This window comes from Paractinoplanes durhamensis, from assembly GCF_016862175.1.
GTDB classification, from domain to species: Bacteria; Actinomycetota; Actinomycetes; order Mycobacteriales; family Micromonosporaceae; genus Actinoplanes; species Actinoplanes durhamensis.
Map to the genome: position 1 here is coordinate 17,232 of NZ_BOML01000025.1, position 17,391 is coordinate 34,622.

Consider the following 17,391-nt stretch of genomic DNA (forward strand, 5'->3'; position numbering starts at 1 on the left):
GCTCAGGAAACCACAACCCGGTTCCGGCCGCCCTCCTTGGCCGCGTAGAGCGCGTGGTCGGCGCGGGCCAGCAGCTGGTCGAGCCCGGCGTCGCCCGCGTTCAGGTGGGCCAGGCCGACACTGATCGTCACGGTGAGCGCGCCGGCCTGGGTCGCGATCGGTTCGTCGCTGACCGCGCGGCGCATCCGCTCGGCCAGGTCCTCGGCCGCGCCCTCGTGGTCGGGCAGGACGACCGCGAACTCCTCGCCGCCGTAGCGACCGAGCACATCGGAGTGCCGGATCGCGGCCCGCACCCGGGTCGCGACCGCGCGGATCACCTCGTCGCCGACGCCGTGGCCGTACGAGTCGTTGATGTTCTTGAACTTGTCGATGTCGAGCATCGCGGCCGCCAGCACCCGGTCGCCGCGCGACGCCGAGTCGACCAGCGCGCCGGCCAGGGCGTAGAAGTGCCGCCGGTTGTGCTGGCCGGTCAGCTCGTCGCTGGTGGCCAGCTCCTGCACCCGGCTGAACAGGCACGCGTTGAGGTAGGCGCTCATCCCCTGGGTGGCCAGCGCCGACGCGACCTGGGCGGCACTGTCGCCGAACGAGTCGGCGCCGAGCACGGCGATCCCGGCCCGGCCGTCGCGGTGCTGCAACGGCACGGCGAGCACCGCGGTGACGCCGCCGAGCAACTCGGCCAGCACCGGCGAGTCGATCAGCGCCGGCACCTCGCCAACGGTGACCGGCGCGGGTGGCGGACCGCCCACCACCGCCGGGTCGGCCTTGCCGGTCGCCTCGACCACCACCGTGCCGTCCGAGCTGAGCAGCAGGCCGCCGCTGGCGTCGAGGTGGTCGGCGAGCATGCCGAACAGGGTGCGCAGCAGCTGGGCCGGCTGGTGGATGCCGCTGAGCTCGGCCAGGCTGGCCCGCAGCATCTCGGCGAACGCCTGCTGCTGCTGGGCGGACTGCACGGCCAGGTGCAGCTGGGCCGCCCGCGCGGTCTCCAGCGAGACGGCGACGTGGCTGGTCACGCTGGTGAGGACCTCGACGTCGTCCTCGGTGAAGATGCCGCGGGCCATCCGGCTGTCCAGGTAGACGACGCCGAGCACCTTCTGCTTGAACCGGACCGGGACGACCATGATGCTGCGCAGGCCGTGCTGGACCGCGCTGCGCGAGCCGAGGGCCGCGCCCTGGTCGGTGCCGGTGACCACGAGGGCCTCGCCGTCGGCGGCGACCCGGCGGACCAGGGTGGCGCCGTAGCCGGTGGTCTCGGTCAGGTCGGTGCCGCCGGCCGAGCGGCCGGCGAACTGCACCGGCTCCCCCGCGTCGTCGAGCAGGAAGAACAGGGCGCGTTCGGCGCCGAGGATGCGCAGCATCTCGTCGAGGGCGACCCGGGCCAGTTCCTGCGGGTCGAGAACGGTCGCCGCGGCCGCGCCGACCTGCTGCAACGCCTCCAGGCGGCGGTTGCGGCCGGCGTCGCCGCGGCGCTCCACCACGGTGTGCCGGTTGGTGGCGGCCCCCTCCTCGGCGCCGAACTCGGTGCGCGCCTGGCGGCGGCGGGAGTCCCAGCCGTGCTGGGTGGCGAGGGCGATGGCCAGCCGGGCCTGCCGGTCCGACTCGTTGAGCATGCCGAGCGCCCGGAACGCGCGGGCGCGGAAGCGGGCCACCTCGAAGTGCACCAGCGGCGCGTCGGCCATCCGGGCCACGTGCTCGGCCTTGTCGCCCCACTCGATGCACTTGCGCGGGTCGCCGAGCATCTGGGCCAGGGCGGCCTCGCCGATCAGGTAGGCGGCGTCCAGCAGCGGCGAGGCCTTGCGGACCCGGCGCAGGTCGTCGACGGCGGCGCGGGCGGCCGCGATCCGGGCCGGGCGCTGCTCCTCGGTGGCCATCCGCAGCTGGGCCATCCGGCCGTGCGACTGGAACGCGTAGAACCACTTGTGCTGGGTCATCAGGTCGCGCACGCGCAGGCCGAGGCCGCGCCACTCGGCGACGATCGCCTCGAACGGCTCGCCGAACTCGCCCTGCTCGATCGCGGCGCACGCGGCCGCGACGATCATGTGGGCGCGCTGCACCTTCGTGGCGGTGCCGGCGGGCAACCCTTCGCGCAGGGCGGCGAGGGCGGCCGCGGCGTCGCCGTGCCGGCCCTGCATCGCCGGGATCATCACGCCGAGCATCGCGAACGACGTGCCCTGCACCAGTTTCGGGTCGGCGAGGCGGCGCAGGCCACGCTCGTACTCGTGCAGGCTCTGCTCGGTGTAGCCGCGCAGCAGCAACCGCAGGCCGGTGGTGGCGAAGCCCGGGATGAGCTGGGCCGGGCCGTACCAGCGGGCGTGCTTGGCGATGGCCTCCTCGAAGGCGGTGCCGTCGTCGTGGCTGCCGAACAGCAAGGCGCAGCCGCGCATCCAGTCCACGTAGGCGGTCAGCGCCGGATCGCCGAGTCGTCCGGCCACCTCGTAGGCGCGGGCGAACAGCCGTTCGGCGGTGCCGCGCAGCTTGACGACGGCGGTGACGTAGCCGACCAGGGCGTAGACGCGGACGTATTCGGGGCAGGGGCCGAGGCGGTTCACGGAGTACATCGCGCGCATGGCGAGGACACCTGCCTCGCGGACGCGAAGACCGACGGCGGCGGCGTAGCCACCGGCGTCGAGGGCGGCGGCGAGTGCGGCGAGATCGTCGCGGCGCCGGCCCTGCACTTTGCCGAAACCCCAGCCGGTACGGCGTACGAGCCCGCCGGCGAGGCCGATGCCCAGGGTGGAGGCGACCAGGCCGAACCCGTTGCGGGGTAGCGGGCGGCGCAGCTCGGCGAGGGCCTTGCCGGTCGCCACGAGCGCGTTCTGGTCGTCCCAGACGGTGTGGTGCAGCTCGATCCGGGTGGTGAACAGGCGGGCCCGGACCCGGCGGTCGGGCTCGGCCGCCATCGCCGTGTCGAGGGTGGTGCCGGCCTCGGCGAAGCGGGCCGCGCGCAGGTAGGCGAGGGCGAGCGGGTGCAGCACCTCGGAGCTGGGCGACGGGTCGAACGCGAACGCGTCCTCCAGGTAGCCGATCGCCTCGGCCGGGGCCATGTCGGCGAGGGCGCGCAGACCGGCCGCGAGGGCGCTGCGCCGGCGGCGGCCGGGGGCGATCGCGTCGCCGGCCCGGCGGTGGTGCCGGGCGACCGCGTACACGTGGTCGGCGTCGCGCAGTTGCTCCGGCAGTCCTTCGAGGGCGTCGGCGATGGCCGCGTGCAGTCGGCACAGCCGCTCCTCGCCGACCCCGTCGAGCAGGGACTCGCGCAGCAGCGGATGCATGAAGACGAACCAGCCGCCGGGCCGGGCCTCGACGACGCGCCGTTCCACGGCGGCCCCGACCGCGGCCACCACCTGGTCGGCGCCGCCACCGGCCGCGATCAGCGTCTCGGTGCGGAACCGGGGACCGGCCACCGCCGCGGTGACCAGGAAGTCCCGGTCGCCGTCGGTGAGGGCGGCCAGCCGGGAGGCGAGCAGGGCGCGGACGTCGGCGGCGGCGGGCAGCGCGTCCGCGCCGGCCAGGTCGAAGCGCCAGGTTCCCCAGAGCGGGGTGAGCAGGCCGGCGTCGAGCAGCCGCAGCACGTAGGTGACCACCGCGAGGGGGGATCCGTCGGTGCGGGCGGCGACGTGCGCGGTCAGGTCGGCCGGGACGACGTTGCCGGGCAGCCGGGAGGCGACCAGGGCCTCGACGGCGGCGTGGTCGAGCGGCGCGCAGTCGAGTTCGAGGTCGGCCGGCACGCCGGTCGGGGTGCCGGCGCCGTCCCGCTCGGTGAGCAGCAGGAGCAGCGGCAGCCGGGGCAGGTCGGGCAGCAGCCGGGCCAGGACCTCGCGGCTGCCCTGGTCGAGCCAGTGCGCGTCGTCGCAGATCAGCATCATGGCGTGGCTGCGGCGGGCGAGTTCGGCGAGGAAGGTGGCGACCGCCGCGAACAGGTGGTCGTCGCGGGCCTCGCCGGTGGCGTGCGCGGCGTCGCCGAGCAGCTCGGCGAGCCGGCCGGAGAGCCGGGCGACCAGGGCCGGGCCGGCCACCGTGGCGGCGTCCCGGACGTGCTGCTCGGCCTCCGCGCGGGCGGCGCCGGGCAGCAGCGCGACCGATCGCAGGTAGTCCTCGACGGCGTTGCGCAGCGGCGCGAGCGGCAGCGCCTCGTCCTCCTGGCAGGCGGCGCGCAGCACCGGTGCGTCGGTGACCAGGGCGGCGGCCTCCTCGGCCAGCCGGGTGCGGCCGGCGCCGGCCGCGCCGCGGATGACCGCGACGCCGCCGCGGCCGGTGCGGGCCCGGCGCCAGCGGTCGGCGAGGCCCTCCTGTTCGGCCTCCCGGCCGCTGATCGGCCAGCGGGTGACCGCCGCGGCGCCGGCGGTGTCGCCGCCGGGGCAGGCCCGCAGGGCGGTGAGCAGGGCGGCGGCGTCCGGGTAGCGGTCGTCGGGGTCCTTGGCGAGCAACCGGGTGACGATCGCGGTGAGGGCCGGGTCGCCGTCCGGCAGGGCCGGGATCGGCGCGGTCAGGTGCAGCCGCAGCAGCTGGCCGACGTCGTCGGCCTCGAACGGCACGTGCCCGGTGAGGCACTCGAACAGCACGACGCCGAGCGAGTACAGGTCGGAGCGGCCGTCGACCGGGCGCTTGAGCATCCCGGACTGCTCGGGCGAGGTGTAGAGGAAGGTGCCGACGGCACGGTCTTTGTCGGTCTCCGGATCGGCGCCGAGCAGCGCCAGGCCGAAGTCGATCAGCTTGGCGGTGCCGTCGGGCGACAGCATGATGTTGCCGGGCTTCACGTCCCGGTGCACCAGGCCCACCCGGTGCACGGCGGCCAATCCGCGGGCCAGCTGGGCGGCGAGCTCGACGGCCTGGTCCGGGGTGAGCGGGCCGTGGGTGAGCCGGTCGGCGAGCGAGCCGCCGGGGATGTACTCCAGGACCAGGGCGGGGACGCCCTCGTGCCGGCCGGCGGCGAGGATCCGCGGCACGCTCGGGTCGTCGACACAGGCGAGCAGGGCGGCCTCGCGCTGGAACGCGAACAACAGGCCGGGATCAGACGCGTTGTCCGGGTTGGGGCGCTTGATGGCGTAGGTGGCGTTGCCCCGCTGGGCCCGGTGCACGGTGGTGAACGCACCCCGGCCAAGCTCCTGGTCGACGACCAGGCCGGTCAGCTCCGTCGTCTCTGTCACGCCACACTCCGCTGCTCTCGATTCGTGGTTCCTCATCGGCAGCGGGGGTGACGACCTGACCGTTCGCCCCCTATCGTCTCAGCATTCGACGACCGTGACCGCGAGTCCGCCGAGAGACGTCTCCTTGTATTTGGTCGACATGTCCCGGCCGGTCTCCCGCATCGTCACGATGGCGGTGTCGAGGCTGACCCGGTGGGTGCCGTCGCCGCGCAGCGCCAGCCGGGCCGCGTTGATCGCCTTCACGCTCGCGATGGCGTTGCGCTCGATGCACGGGACCTGCACCAGGCCACCGACCGGGTCGCAGGTCAGCCCCAGACTGTGTTCGAGCGCGATCTCGGCGGCGTTTTCCACCTGTTCCGGCGTACCCCCAAGAATTTCGCAGAGGCCGGCGGCCGCCATTGCCGCCGCCGAACCCACCTCGCCCTGGCAGCCGACCTCGGCGCCGGAGATGGACGCCGCGCCCTTGATCAGGATGCCGACGGCCGCCGCCGTGAGCAGGAAGCGCACCACGCCGCCGGGGTCGGCGCCCGGCACGAAGTGGCGGTAGTAGTGCAGCACCGCCGGGATGATGCCGGCCGCGCCGTTCGTCGGGGCGGTGACCACCCGGCCGCCGGCGGCGTTCTCCTCGTTGACCGCCAGGGCATAGAGGTTGACCCAGTCGATGACGTGCAGCGGGTCGTCGTGGTCGGGCAGCTCGCTGAGCTCGCGGAAGAACGCCGGGGCCCGGCGCCGCACCCCCAGGCCGCCGGGCAGCACCCCCTCGTCGGCGTGCAGGCCGCGGTCGACGCAGCCCTGCATGACCGCCCAGATCTCGCCGAGGCCGTCCCGGATCTCCTCGCCGGTGCGCCAGGCGAGCTCGTTGGCCAGCATGATCGCCGAGATCGGCTGTTTCTCCCGCGCGCAGATGGCGAGCAACTCGGCGCCGGTGGTGAACGGGAACCGCTCGTCGCCGGTGTCGGTCGCCGGGCCGGCCGTCAGCTCGTCCTCGGTCGCGATGAAGCCGCCGCCGACCGAGTAGAAGACCCGCTCGGTCACCTCGCCGTCGTCGTCCCAGGCGGTGAAGCGCATGCCGTTGGGGTGCAGCGGCAGGCTGTGCCGGCGGTTCAGGACCAGCTCGAACGGGACGGCCCGCTTGCCGGCGAGCAGGACGGTGCCGCTCGCCTGGATCGCGGCGACCCGGTCGGTGACCCGGGCGGTGTCGACGGTGGCCGGGTCCTCGGCCTCGAGGCCGAGCAGCACGGCGGCGTCGGAGTGGTGGCCGCGCCCGGTGGCGCCGAGCGAGCCGAACAACTCGGCCCGGACCCGGACGGCCTGGTGGAACTCGGCGGCGAAACGGTGGGCGGCGCGCATCGGCCCCACGGTGTGCGAGGACGACGGGCCGATGCCCACGGAGTAGAGGTCGAAGGCGCTGACCGGCACGAGAAGGCTCCCCTTCGTAGGGTGGCCCTCCCCGCTCTGTCATGGGTACCTGAGAGCTTCACCGCCCGATCAGGGACGGTTTGCACCGTGGGTGCGGGACCACGTCGTCCCGGCTTTCCAGAGTTGCCTGCCATGCGGCGGTAACGGGTGCCTGAGAGATTCCTGGGGAGGATTTGCTCCTTCGGCGCCCCGGTAGCGGCCGGGGACTCTCCCGCCGCGGTTCGTGCGGCGCGATATTTGATTGTGTTCTCCGACAGTGACAGCCACTTTCACGAGCGTCAACCCACGCACTCCGGTCTTAACGCTGACGAAAGGTGCCCTCAACCGAACGGCCTATTCCTATCTTGCAGATAGGAATGCTATCTTGGCGTCTCCCGGAGGAGCCGACCCGAGCGGGGCGTCACGTGACACAGCTGACCGAGCAGGCCGCCGAGCTGCTCATCGCCGACCAGGCGTTCGCGCCCACCCCGCCCGGCTTCGTCGGAGCTGCGGTGGATGTTCCGGCGGCGACCCCGCCGGCCGAGCGGACCCGGCTGCGGCACGGCTTCCTGGCCGCCCGCTGGGCGCGCACCGCGGTGGTCAGCGGCCCACCCTCCCCCGGCCTGACGGTGTGCCTTTCCCGCATGGCGGAAGATCTCGAACTCGCCCGCCCGATGATCGCGGATCCCGGCGTTCCGGTTGCCGACGGCGCCGGGATCCGGGTCGCCCTCGAGGCCGGCCTGGAGGGTGGCGGCCCGCTCGGCCTGACCCGGCGGTGGCAGCTGGCCCACACCCTGGGGCCGGTGCTGGCGGCGGCCTTCGCCAACACCCCGGGGGCCGGCTGGCGCAGCGTGCGGCAGGCCGCCCGGCGGCACCTTCCGGTCCTGCCACCGGGCACGCCGCGAGCGGCCTGGGTGGCGTATGCGATGGATGCCCCCGACCCGCGCGGCCGCAGCCTGCGCACCCGGTTCCGGGAGGAGCCGGCGCCGCCGCTCGCGGAGCTGCTCCGGCACGTCGGGTCGCTGCGCCCGCCGGTGGCCGCCCGTGGCCATCTGGAGATCGACGTCGCCGACCACCAGCCCGGCGAAGGCTGGCAGGTCCCGGTGGCGGTGATCGCCACCCTGCTCGACGACCCGCAGGCCGCCCTCGACGCTGCCGCTGCCACCGCACACCTGATCGGCGAGCGCGACCTGTGGGAGCGGGCGGCCCGGGCCGCCCTCACCGACCCGGTGCTGGCCGCGGCCGCGCGGGAGATCTTCATCGCCGCCTACGCGGCGCTGGCCCGGCAGGGCGCCCCGCGCCCGCTGCGCGACGCGATCGCCGATTACACCGAGCGGTATGTGCTGCGCGCCCGCACGCCCGCCGACGACATCCTGGACCGGAGCGCCGCCCAGGCCTAGGGTGGGACCGATGCAGCCACCGACCCAGCGGGAGCTGGTCGCCGAGTATTTCGCCGGCTTCCGGGCCGGCGACCACCCGCGCATCCTCGCCACCCTCACCGACGACGTCGAATGGGTCATCCACGGGCACCGGACCACCCGCGGCAAGAAAGAGTTCGACGCCGAGATCGAGAACCCGGCGTTCAGCGGCAGCCCTTCGCTCGACGTCCAGCGGGTCTTCGAGGACGGGCCGGTGGTGGTCACCACCGGCGAGGGTGCGGGCGTCATCGTCGGCCAGGGGCCGTTCCGGTTCGCCTTCAACGACCTCTTCACGTTCCGCGACTCGCTGATCGCCCGGGTCGACTCCTACGTGGTGGCGTTGCCCGGCTCGGACAGCAGCTCGTAGACGCCGGCCATCTGCATTATCCGCCGGACGGCGTGCACGGCGCCGGTCACCACGAACCGGCGGTCCAGGTCGGCGGCGCGGCTGAAGGCGCCGATCAGGGCGCCGAGCCCGGCCGAGTCCACGAACGTCACCCCGGACAGGTCGGCCACGACCGAGCTGCGGTCCAGCTGGCCGTACAGGAGCCGGCGCAGATCTTCGGCCCCGTAGAGGTCGAGCTCGCCGGTGAGCGTGACCACGCTGCTTCCGTCTTGTTGGTGAATGCGTGATGCCCAGAGCGGATGCTCGGTCACGGTGTTCCTGACGTCGTTGGTTTCGCGCTCGGCCGACCGGCACCGCGACGCCTGCTCGTACTGCCTGCTCACCGTAGACCCGCTCGGCCCCGCCCGCAGGGCGGCTAACCGGGGGTGCGCAGCGCCAGCAGGGCGACGTCGTCCTCGTGGTCGTCGCCGGCGAGCCGTTCCAGGATCACGCTGAGCAGCTCGGGCAGGGGTGCCCCGGCCAGGCCGATCAGGGTCTGCCGCAGCTCCTCCTTGCGGTCGTCGATGACGTCGACCCGGGTCTCGATGAGACCGTCGGTGTAGAACAGCACGGTCGAGCCGGGCGGGATCGGGTGGCTGTGGTTGCTGCGCGAGACCCGGCGGCCCACGCCCAGGAGCATGTCGCGGCCGGCGAGCGCGGTGACCGTGCCGTCCGGTTCGATGAGCATCGGCGCGGGATGCCCGGCGTTGGCCCACTGCAGCACATGGCCGGGATCGCCGGGCAGCAGGTAGGCGAGAATCGCCGTGGTCGGGACCTGATCGCCGAGGATCTGCATGGCGTTGTCGAGGCGGCGCAACAGGGCGGACGGCGGCTCGTGCCGGTCGGCGATGTAGGCCCGCAGCATGCTGCGCAGCTGTCCCATGTGGCCGGCGGCGTGAATGTCGTGGCCGGCCACATCCCCGACGACCAGGGCCAGGTGCTCGGGGCCGAGGCGGACCGCGTCGTACCAGTCGCCGCCGACGTCGTCGCCGCGGACGGCCGGGGCGTAGCGCGCGGCCAGCTCGATCGGCCGCGCGTCCGGCAGGTCGCTGAGCAGGGACTGCTGCAGCAGGGTCGCGACCCGCTCCCGCGAATACAGGTGGTCGGCGCGCTGCAACGCCTGCGCGGCGTAGCCGGCCAGAGCGGCGAGCACCGCCTGCTCGGCGGCGTCCAGCGTGTACGGGTGGGTCCAGGCGAAGGTGAGCGCGCCGATCGGGCCGGCCGGCCCGGGCAGCGGCAGGCTCACGCTCGACTCCCAGCCCATCTCCTGGAACGTGGCGACCGCGTCCGGCGTCTGGGCGGCCACCGCCGCGAGGTCCGGCAGCAGCACCGGAATGCCGGTGTGGGCGGCGAGCGCCGACGGCGTCCGCGCCGTCACCGGGTATTGCCGCCAGCGACCGGCGACCGGCGGCGGCAGGAATTCGCCGGTCTGCAGGGCCATCTGACCGGCGTCGAGCAGGGACACCCCCACGTAGTCGGGCTTGAGGGTGCGGGTGACCAGCTCCCGGACGGCCTCGAGGACGTCGGTCATGGTGGTCGTGCCGGCCAGCGCGACACTGGCCCGCAGCAGGAGCTGGCTGCGGTCGAAGGCGGCCCCGAACGCGTGCTCCCGCACCGTCGCGGTGTCTCCGCGCAGGCTCGCCGCCTGCCCGGCGATGCGCAGCCGCAGCATGTCCGAGCACGCCGCGGCCAGGCCGGCCAGCAGGTCGAGTTCCGCCGCGGTCCACTGGCGGGGCGCGGTGTCGATGGCGCACAGCGAGCCGAGGACGAGACCCTCCGCGTCGGTCAGCGGCATCCCGGCGTAGCCGACCACGCCCAGGTCGTCGATGGCCATGCTGCCGGTGACCCGCGGGTCGGTGCGCGCGTCGGTGACCACCAGCGGCTGGGCGGTGGTCACCACGTGCCGGCAGAACGAGTGCGTGAGCGGGGTCTGCCGTTCCTGCATCCACGGCTCGGCGAGTCCGCACGCGCCGGGAAAGATCTGCCGCACCTGATCGACCAGCGTGACCAGCGCGACCGGCACTCGCACGGCGGCGCGGACCATCAGCGCGAACCGGTCGAGCGCCGGATCGCTCGCCGCGTCGAGACCGGTCCGCGCCAGGGCGTCCAGGCGCGCGCGATCGCCGAGGATGTCCTGCTCGGTCACCGGGCGATCGTGCCGTTCAGTTCACGCGTCGGCACGGATGTCCCTCTCGATCGGCCGGATCCAGCGTCGCCCGTTACTTGATCCACGGCAAGCGCTGGGACGTCACGAGCATGCGGCAATCATGCCTTACCGCAGCAGCGCGCGCAGCGCGGCGAGCAGAGCATCGATGTCGGCCGGTGTCGTGCCCAGACCGAAGCTGACCCGGAGCAGGCCACCCTCGCAGCCGCCGTTGCCGGTGGCGCCGGTCAGCCGCCGGACCAGCGGGTGCGCGCAGAACAGCCCGGCCCGCACGCCGATGCCGAAGTCGTCGGCCAGCCGGGTGGCGACCGCGGCCGGGTCGTGGCCCGGGACGGCGATCGCCACGATCCCGACCCGCTCGCTCCACGGGCCGAAGATGCTCACCTCGTCGGCGCCGGGCACGTCGCCCAGGCCGTCGCGCAGCTGGGCGAGCAGCTGCTGCTCGCGCTCGTGCAGCTCGCCGCGGTCGGACTCGGCCAGCGCCGAGCACACCGCGGCCAGCGACACCGCGCCCAGCAGGTTGGGGGTGCCGCCCTCGTGCCGGGCCGGGCCGGTCTGCCAGCGCACGTCGCCGATCGTGTCGCCGACCGCCGCGCTCGCGCCGCCGCCGGCCAGGTAGGGCGGCGCCGCGTCGAGCCAGTCGGCCCGGCCGGCCAGCACGCCCGCGCCGAACGGCGCGTACAGCTTGTGGCCGGACAGCGCCACGTAGTCGGCGCCGATCTCGCGCAGGTCGATCGGCCGGTGCGGGGCCAGCTGGGCGGCGTCGACCACGATCCGGGCGCCGTGCGCGTGGGCGACCTCGGCCAGCTCGTGCACCGGCCACACCTCGCCGGTCACGTTGCTGGCGCCGGTGACGGCCAGCAGCACCGGGCCGCGCAGGCCGGCCAGGGCCTGGCCGGCCGCCGCGATGGCCTCCTCGGGCGAGGCCGGGGCGGGCAGGCGCACCGGGTTCGGCCAGGGCAGCAGGTTGGCGTGGTGCTCGCCGTCGAAGACGACCGTGGTGGTGCCGGCCGGCAGCGAGCGGGCCAGCAGGTTGAGCGCATCGGTGGTGTTGCGGGTGAAGACGACCTGGTCACCGGGGCGGCAGCCGAGGAAGTCGGCGATCACCGCGCGGGACCGCTCGTATTCCAGGGTGGAGGTCTGCGACCGCGGGCCGGTGCCCCGGTGCACGCTGCCGTAGCTCGGCAGCAGGCCGTTGACGGCGTCGGCGGCGGCCCGCACGCAGGGCGCGGTGGCGGCGTAGTCGAGGTGCACGAAACCGCTGCCGATGACGTCGAGGTCGGCGGTGTGGACAGCAAGGGACATGACGGAAACCTCCGCGATGGGTCGGGGACCCAGCGAGGGCCCGCGCTTGCCCGCGTCGATCGACGCCGGCCCGGTCCTCACCCGGGGCACCCCATCGCGAACGCAAGGGTTGCCGGTCAGCAAGCCGGGGCTACGCGCTGACACTCATGACCTGCCCGACACGTTAGCAGCCGTCGGGTCGCTCTGTTGAGACATGCCGCGAGTGACGCGGCGCACGCCGGCCCGGCCCTCCACGCCAGGCCGGCGTGTCTGCGATCAGACCCGCTCGCCGGTGATGTACCCGGTCAGGCTGCTGCGTTCGGCTTCCAGCTCGTCGATCCGGTTCTTCACGACGTCGCCGATGCTGACCACGCCGCGCAGGGCGCCGTCCTCGACGACCGGCACGTGCCGGAAACGGTTGTCGGTCATCAGCCGTTCGACGTCCTCGATCGGGGCGTCGGGGGCCACCGAGCGGACCTGGGACGTGTAGATGCCGGTGACCGGCTCGGTCAGCACGCCGGCGCCGCGGGCGGCCAGGGCCCGGACCACGTCGCGTTCACTGACGATGCCGTCGACGTGGCTGCCGTCGGCCGAGACGATCACGGCGCCGATCTTGTGCTGGGCCAGGAGGGTCAGTAGCTCGGTCACGTCTGCACCGGGTCGTACCGTGACGACTTGGTCGCCCTTGACGCGGAGGATGTCGCTGATACGCATCGTTGCTCCCCATCTCGTGCCGGTCCGCGAAAAGCCGCCTGGCGGGCCGTCCGAAGACGGAGAGCGCCCCGCCACGTTGCGGGCATATGCCTAGAAGCAGTGAAGCACGCCCTGATGTCAAGGGTGTGAAAGATGTCAAGCCTGCTTGGGGGTCAAGGCCGGAACGCCCGGCTTGCTGATCCGGACCGTGCCGTCGACGGCGGCCGGGCCCTCCACCGACCAGCCGGTCAGCGACGGGACCGCGGTCGACCGGGCGCGGCGCTGCCACCAGGCGGCCACCTCGCCGGGCAGGGCCCGCCACACCGTCGGGTCGTCGTGGAACTTGTCCAGGAGCTGGCGGTAGCCGTCGGTGACCCGCGGGTCGCCGGCGTAGTCGGGGTGGGTGAGGATGAGCGCCATCCCGCCGCGGTCGCGCAGGTGGGCGGCCTTGTCGAGCCAGAGCGTGGCGTCCGGGTGCCGGAGGATGGCGAACAGGGTGTGGTCCATCGGCAGGGTGATCGGCAGCTCGACCATGTCGCCGGGCCGGCCCGGTGAGCCGATGAAGTAGGGCAGGTAGCTGCCGGTGCCGCCGGGCTTCGGTTCGTACGGCGCGGTGTCGTGGTAGGAGCTGTCGTAGGCGAAGCCCAGCTCCGGCATCCACTCCCAGGTCCGCTGGGTGGCGGGGGCGCGGAACCCGGCGGCCTGCCACTTCTCGGCGTACGCCCGAATTGCCGGAAGCCGCCGCCGGAGCAGCCGCAGTGACCCGAGATCGCGGCCGTCGTGCCGCAGGCCGTGCACGCCGATCTCGCAGCCCTCGGCACGAAGGGCGGCCGGCACGCGATCGGGGGTCGGGTAGCGCAGCGGCACGAAGTTCCAGGAGGACGGCTGCCCGGCGCCGGCGGTGCGTTCGATGTCCCGCAGGTGCTCGATGCCGGCGAGCCCGGCGGCGGTCTCGACGTCATGGGTGAGCACGAGCGCCCAGCCGTGCCCGCCGGGCCACAGGTCGAGCCACGGCACCGGCCGGGCGGCGAACTTGGTGACCAGGTCGAACATCCACTCGTGGAAGTCGTGCAGCGCGGTCTCGACCGGGAAGGCCGGAAACACCACCTGCTCCTGCACCCGGGTGAACGCCTGCCGGAGCCGGATCTGCACGGCCCGCGGGATGCCCGGCCGCAGCAGGTAGTAGAGGTGCACCAGCGCCGCCCGCGCCCGCGACCGGTCCTGGTAATGCTCGCTCCAGTAGCGCCACATCACCTCGCCGGGGTCGAACGGCAGCGCCACACCGCCGTTCGAGGTCCAGACCGGGGCGGCCGTCGGCGTCGTGACGTGCGCGAAGATCGGCCCGCCGCCGAGGAGGTGCCGGCCGAGCACTCCCCCGCCGGACGGCCAGGTCAGCAGCGGTCCGCCGGCGTTCGCCACCCGGAGGGCGTGCCGGCCGGCCGGGGCGGCGAACGGCACGATCCGGTACGGGATGCGGAAGTAGTCGAAGAACGCGAACGCCGCGGTCGCCTCGAACATCACAGGCCGCGCTTCACGGCCAGGTAGGGCAACAGGGCGATCTCGTAGAGGCCGGGCAGCGGATCACGCCAGGAGAAGACCGCCTCGGTGTCGATGCCGCGCAGCGTGCGCAGATATTCGCCGGCTCTGACCCGGCCGGCCCGAAGATCAACCACGGCGTTGGGTACGTCGGTGGCGAGCCGGATCCACGAGACCCCGTCCCGCGCGTTCGCCGATGGGACGGCGGCGCCGATCTGGTCGCGGAACAGAAGGTACGCGAAGTCGACCCCGGCCGCCCGCCCGAGCGAGTGATAGCCCCAGGTCCGGGCGTTGACGTCGAGCAGTTTGTAGTCGCCGTCCCGGGGATCGAGTTTGTACTCCAGCTCGACCAGCCCGTAGTAGCCCATCGCGCGCAGGAACGCGCGGGACGGCTCCTCGACGGCCGGCAGCGGCACGGTCTGAACGAACGTGCTGGCCCGCCCGAAGTCGGACGGATGCTGCCTGGTCCGGCGCACGGTCATGCTCGCCACCGGCTCGCCGTCCTTGACGAACGCGCAGTACGAGAACTGCCCGTCGCCGGGGATCAGCTCCTGCACCAGAATCTCCCCGGCCGGGATGATCGCCGCCGCCCGTTCGTAGTGCCGCCGCAGCTCGGCCGCGGTGTCGGCCCGCCACGCCTTGGCCCGGGTCGCGTAGAAGAAGTGCTCCTTGATGGCCGGCTTGACGATGGCCGGAGCCGGGATGTCCAGGTCGTCGCCGTCGAGCGGAAACCACGTCCGCGGCGCGGCCACCCCGAGCTTCTGCGCCAGCCGGTACGTCTCCCGCTTGTCCCACGCCACCCGCACGCAGTCCCACGGCGGCGCCGCGATCCGCCAGCTCCGCGCCAGCAGGTCCCGATGCCGGCTGAGCGCGGCCACATTTTCGTCCCGGGTCGGGAACACCACCCACCCGTCCAGGCCGCCGAATCGGGCCCGGGCCAGCGACAACGCCTCGATCACGTCCTCGTCCGACCGCAGCCCCGGCACCCGCAGGGACGCCCCGGCCCACCGCGAGGCGGGCGCGATCGACCGCTCGTCGTCCACCACCAGGGTCGGGACGCCGTGCCGCCCGAGGCTGCGGACGATGCCGAGCCCCTGATAGTCACCGCCGAGAACCACCGCACCGGGTTTCATCAGCGACGCCCCGCGATCCGCTTGGCCACCGCCCGGCTCGCGAACCAGCCACCGGACACGAACCGCATGATCGGCCCGAAGCTCCAGGCCGCCGGCGCTCCGGCGAAGTGCAGCCCGGGCACGCTCGACTCCAGGCCCGGGCCGAGCACCGGATAGCCTGACACCCGGCGGACCGCCCGGACCAGCGGCGGCGCCAGGAACGGGTAGCGGGCGATGTCCACCCGGTAGCCCGTCCCGTAGATCACGTGGTCGCCGCTGAGGATCTCACCGGTGGTGGACTCGACCCGGATGTGCCGCCCGTCCTGGCTCGCCGACCGCACCTCGAAGCCGAACCGGATCGGCACCTCCCGCAACCGCGCGATCAGCCACTCGGCCCCGGCCGGCCGGATCGCCCGCCGGGCGGCCGCCGTCTGCACCGGCCGCGGCAGCCGCCGGAACACCTCCGGCGCCGCGACCACCCGGGACAGCCCGAGCGGGCCGACGTCGGTCGGCGCGTAGAACACCGGCTTGGCCCGGCCGAGCATCCGCTGGTATTTCCCGCCGTGCAGCCAGGTGAGGTGGTCGCGGCGGACCAGCACCTCGACGTCGGCGCCCGACTCGTGCAGCAGGGCCGCCGACTCGAGTGCGCTCTGCCCGCCGCCGACCACGAGCACCCGCTCGCCCTTGAACCGGGACAGGTCGCGGTGGGCGCTGGAGTGGGTGGCGAACGAGAGGCCGGCGAACGGCGACGGCCGCCGCGCGAACGGGGCGATGCCGGCCGCGACCACGACCTTGCCGGCCTGCAGCGACGAGCCGTCGTCGAAGGTCAGCGCGAAGCCGTCACCGGCCCGGGCGACCTGGCTGACGACCCGGCGATCGACGTCGGGGGCGACGCGGGACTGCACCCACTCGCCGTACGCGATGAAATCCTCCAGCGGCACCGGCCTCCCGACCTCCGCGCCGGTGGCCGCGGCGTATGCGTCGAGTGACACCGGCCCCCGATAGTCCGCGATGGACGTGGCGGTCCAGTTCGACCGGAGGAGCATGCCCTCGGGCATCTCCTTCCAGAACGACATCGGCTCGCCGATCACCCGGTGTTCCACGCCCGCATCGCCGAGTGCTGCGGCAACCGCCAGCCCGTAGGGCCCGGCGCCGAGAACGGCCACATCGGTCACAGACATCGTCGTCACGACCCCCTTGATCGACACTCGTCGACATCGCCGTAACAGCATCACCTATCCGTGAGCAGGGCAACACCCACCGTGAGTCCAATTCGGATTCACTCACACGGGGTGGCGGCGAAGGCGGCGCAGAGCGAGTGCCACCTGCAGGCGCAGGCGGCCGCTCGGAGTGGTGATCGACCAGCCCAGCAGGTGCGCGGCCTGGGTGATCCGGTCCTGCAACGTGGAGTGGTGCAGGCGGAGTGCGGTCGCCGCGGCGCGCAGGCTCGGCGCGTCGGCGAAGGCGTAGAGGGTGGCGAGCATCCACGGCGCGGCCTGGTCGAGCCGGCGCAGGTCGGGGGCGTCCGCGTCGACCGGCACGTCGGCGAGCAGGGCGACGGCACCGAGGTCGTCGGCGTGCACGACGGTCGGGCCCGGATCCTCGGGGGTGCCGTCGGCCGCGAACCGCAGGGCCGTCCGGGCCGCCGCGTAGGAGGCCGGCAGGTCCATCGGCGGCACCGCGGGACCGATCCCGGCCCGGCCGACCGGCAGCGGTGCGCCCGCCGGGAGCAGTGCCGGGCCGCCCGGGTGCGCGACCGCCCGGATGCCGGCGGCCGCGGACAGGTTGAGGTTGTGCAGGGCATTCTCGCGTACGTCAGGAGGAGCTGACGCATCGACGATCAGCTCGACCAGCGCGGGGTCGGCGGCCGGAACGCGGCCACGGGTGCGGTCCAGGACCGCCCGCGCGGCGCCCGCGGCCCGCTCCAGGATCATCGCCTCGACCGGGCCGGGCTCGCCGGGACGCTCCAGCGCGAGCACGGCCGAGCCGTCCGGGACCAGGAGCGTACGCATCCAGGCCTGGTCCGCCGCGGCCGGGTCCGGCGCGGCGTTGCCGGCCGCGTCGACCCGCACGTGCACCCGCCGGCCGTGGTCGTCGAGGCGGGCCGGGCACCCGGCCAGCACGGCCGCGCCGCGCACGATGGCCTGCAGGCCGGCCCGGCTCTCGGCGAGGCTGTCGAAGTAGGCGATCACCCGCAGTGCGGCCCCGGCGTCCGCGTCGAGCGCCGCCAGCCGCACCGCGAGGTCTCTCACCTCCGCAA

The 17,391-nt window shown here is 73.9% G+C and carries 12 protein-coding genes and 2 riboswitches; of the genes, 2 read left to right on the plus strand and 10 right to left on the minus strand.

What is annotated here, in order from left to right; translation table 11 throughout:
• Positions 1 to 2 precede the first annotated feature (2 nt).
• The gene (locus Adu01nite_RS14950; protein WP_239132416.1) at positions 3 to 5,141 is read right to left on the minus strand and encodes a diguanylate cyclase; all 5,139 of its coding nucleotides are present in this window, start codon (positions 5,139 to 5,141) and stop codon (positions 3 to 5) included.
• Between the two features lie 78 nt (positions 5,142 to 5,219).
• Positions 5,220 to 6,560: an L-serine ammonia-lyase gene (locus Adu01nite_RS14955; protein ID WP_203727443.1), complete on the minus strand. Its 1,341-nt coding sequence runs from the start codon at positions 6,558 to 6,560 to the stop codon at positions 5,220 to 5,222.
• Positions 6,561 to 6,688: 128 nt separating this feature from the next.
• Positions 6,689 to 6,784, minus strand: a riboswitch (glycine riboswitch).
• Positions 6,785 to 6,964: 180 nt separating this feature from the next.
• Here Adu01nite_RS14955 and Adu01nite_RS14960 point away from each other — a divergent pair.
• Complete coding sequence (locus Adu01nite_RS14960; protein ID WP_239132417.1) at positions 6,965 to 7,939, plus strand: glutamate-cysteine ligase family protein; 975 nt, start codon at positions 6,965 to 6,967, stop codon at positions 7,937 to 7,939.
• Between the two features lie 10 nt (positions 7,940 to 7,949).
• Entirely contained in the window at positions 7,950 to 8,324 is a 375-nt protein-coding gene (locus Adu01nite_RS14965) for a nuclear transport factor 2 family protein (RefSeq protein ID WP_203727445.1), read from the plus strand.
• Here Adu01nite_RS14965 and Adu01nite_RS14970 read toward each other — a convergent pair.
• The 8 genes from Adu01nite_RS14970 to Adu01nite_RS15005 form a co-directional block, all read right to left on the minus strand.
• Complete coding sequence (locus tag Adu01nite_RS14970) at positions 8,285 to 8,560, minus strand: STAS domain-containing protein (protein ID WP_203727446.1); 276 nt, start codon at positions 8,558 to 8,560, stop codon at positions 8,285 to 8,287. The genes Adu01nite_RS14965 and Adu01nite_RS14970 overlap by 40 nt on opposite strands.
• A 158-nt stretch (positions 8,561 to 8,718) precedes the next feature.
• Positions 8,719 to 10,488 carry a SpoIIE family protein phosphatase gene (locus tag Adu01nite_RS14975; protein ID WP_239132418.1) on the minus strand — a complete coding sequence of 590 codons (1,770 nt, stop codon included), beginning with the start codon at positions 10,486 to 10,488 and terminating at the stop codon, positions 8,719 to 8,721.
• Between the two features lie 126 nt (positions 10,489 to 10,614).
• Positions 10,615 to 11,811 carry an aminotransferase class V-fold PLP-dependent enzyme gene (locus Adu01nite_RS14980; RefSeq protein WP_203727447.1) on the minus strand — a complete coding sequence of 399 codons (1,197 nt, stop codon included), beginning with the start codon at positions 11,809 to 11,811 and terminating at the stop codon, positions 10,615 to 10,617.
• A gap of 37 nt (positions 11,812 to 11,848) precedes the next feature.
• A riboswitch (SAM riboswitch) is annotated at positions 11,849 to 11,963 on the minus strand.
• 103 nt (positions 11,964 to 12,066) lie between these two features.
• Positions 12,067 to 12,504, minus strand: coding sequence for a CBS domain-containing protein (locus Adu01nite_RS14985; protein WP_203727448.1), 438 nt, complete (start codon positions 12,502 to 12,504; stop codon positions 12,067 to 12,069).
• A gap of 135 nt (positions 12,505 to 12,639) precedes the next feature.
• Complete coding sequence (locus Adu01nite_RS14990; protein WP_203727449.1) at positions 12,640 to 14,001, minus strand: polysaccharide deacetylase family protein; 1,362 nt, start codon at positions 13,999 to 14,001, stop codon at positions 12,640 to 12,642.
• The gene (locus tag Adu01nite_RS14995) at positions 14,001 to 15,152 is read right to left on the minus strand and encodes a carboxylate--amine ligase (protein ID WP_203727450.1); all 1,152 of its coding nucleotides are present in this window, start codon (positions 15,150 to 15,152) and stop codon (positions 14,001 to 14,003) included. The genes Adu01nite_RS14990 and Adu01nite_RS14995 overlap by 1 nt, the downstream gene beginning before the upstream one ends.
• Entirely contained in the window at positions 15,152 to 16,312 is a 1,161-nt protein-coding gene (locus tag Adu01nite_RS15000; protein ID WP_239132433.1) for an NAD(P)-binding domain-containing protein, read from the minus strand. Before Adu01nite_RS15000 ends, Adu01nite_RS14995 begins: the two co-directional genes overlap by 1 nt.
• A gap of 102 nt (positions 16,313 to 16,414) precedes the next feature.
• The gene (locus Adu01nite_RS15005) at positions 16,415 to 17,383 is read right to left on the minus strand and encodes a PucR family transcriptional regulator (protein ID WP_239132420.1); all 969 of its coding nucleotides are present in this window, start codon (positions 17,381 to 17,383) and stop codon (positions 16,415 to 16,417) included.
• Between the last annotated feature and the right edge of the window lie 8 nt (positions 17,384 to 17,391).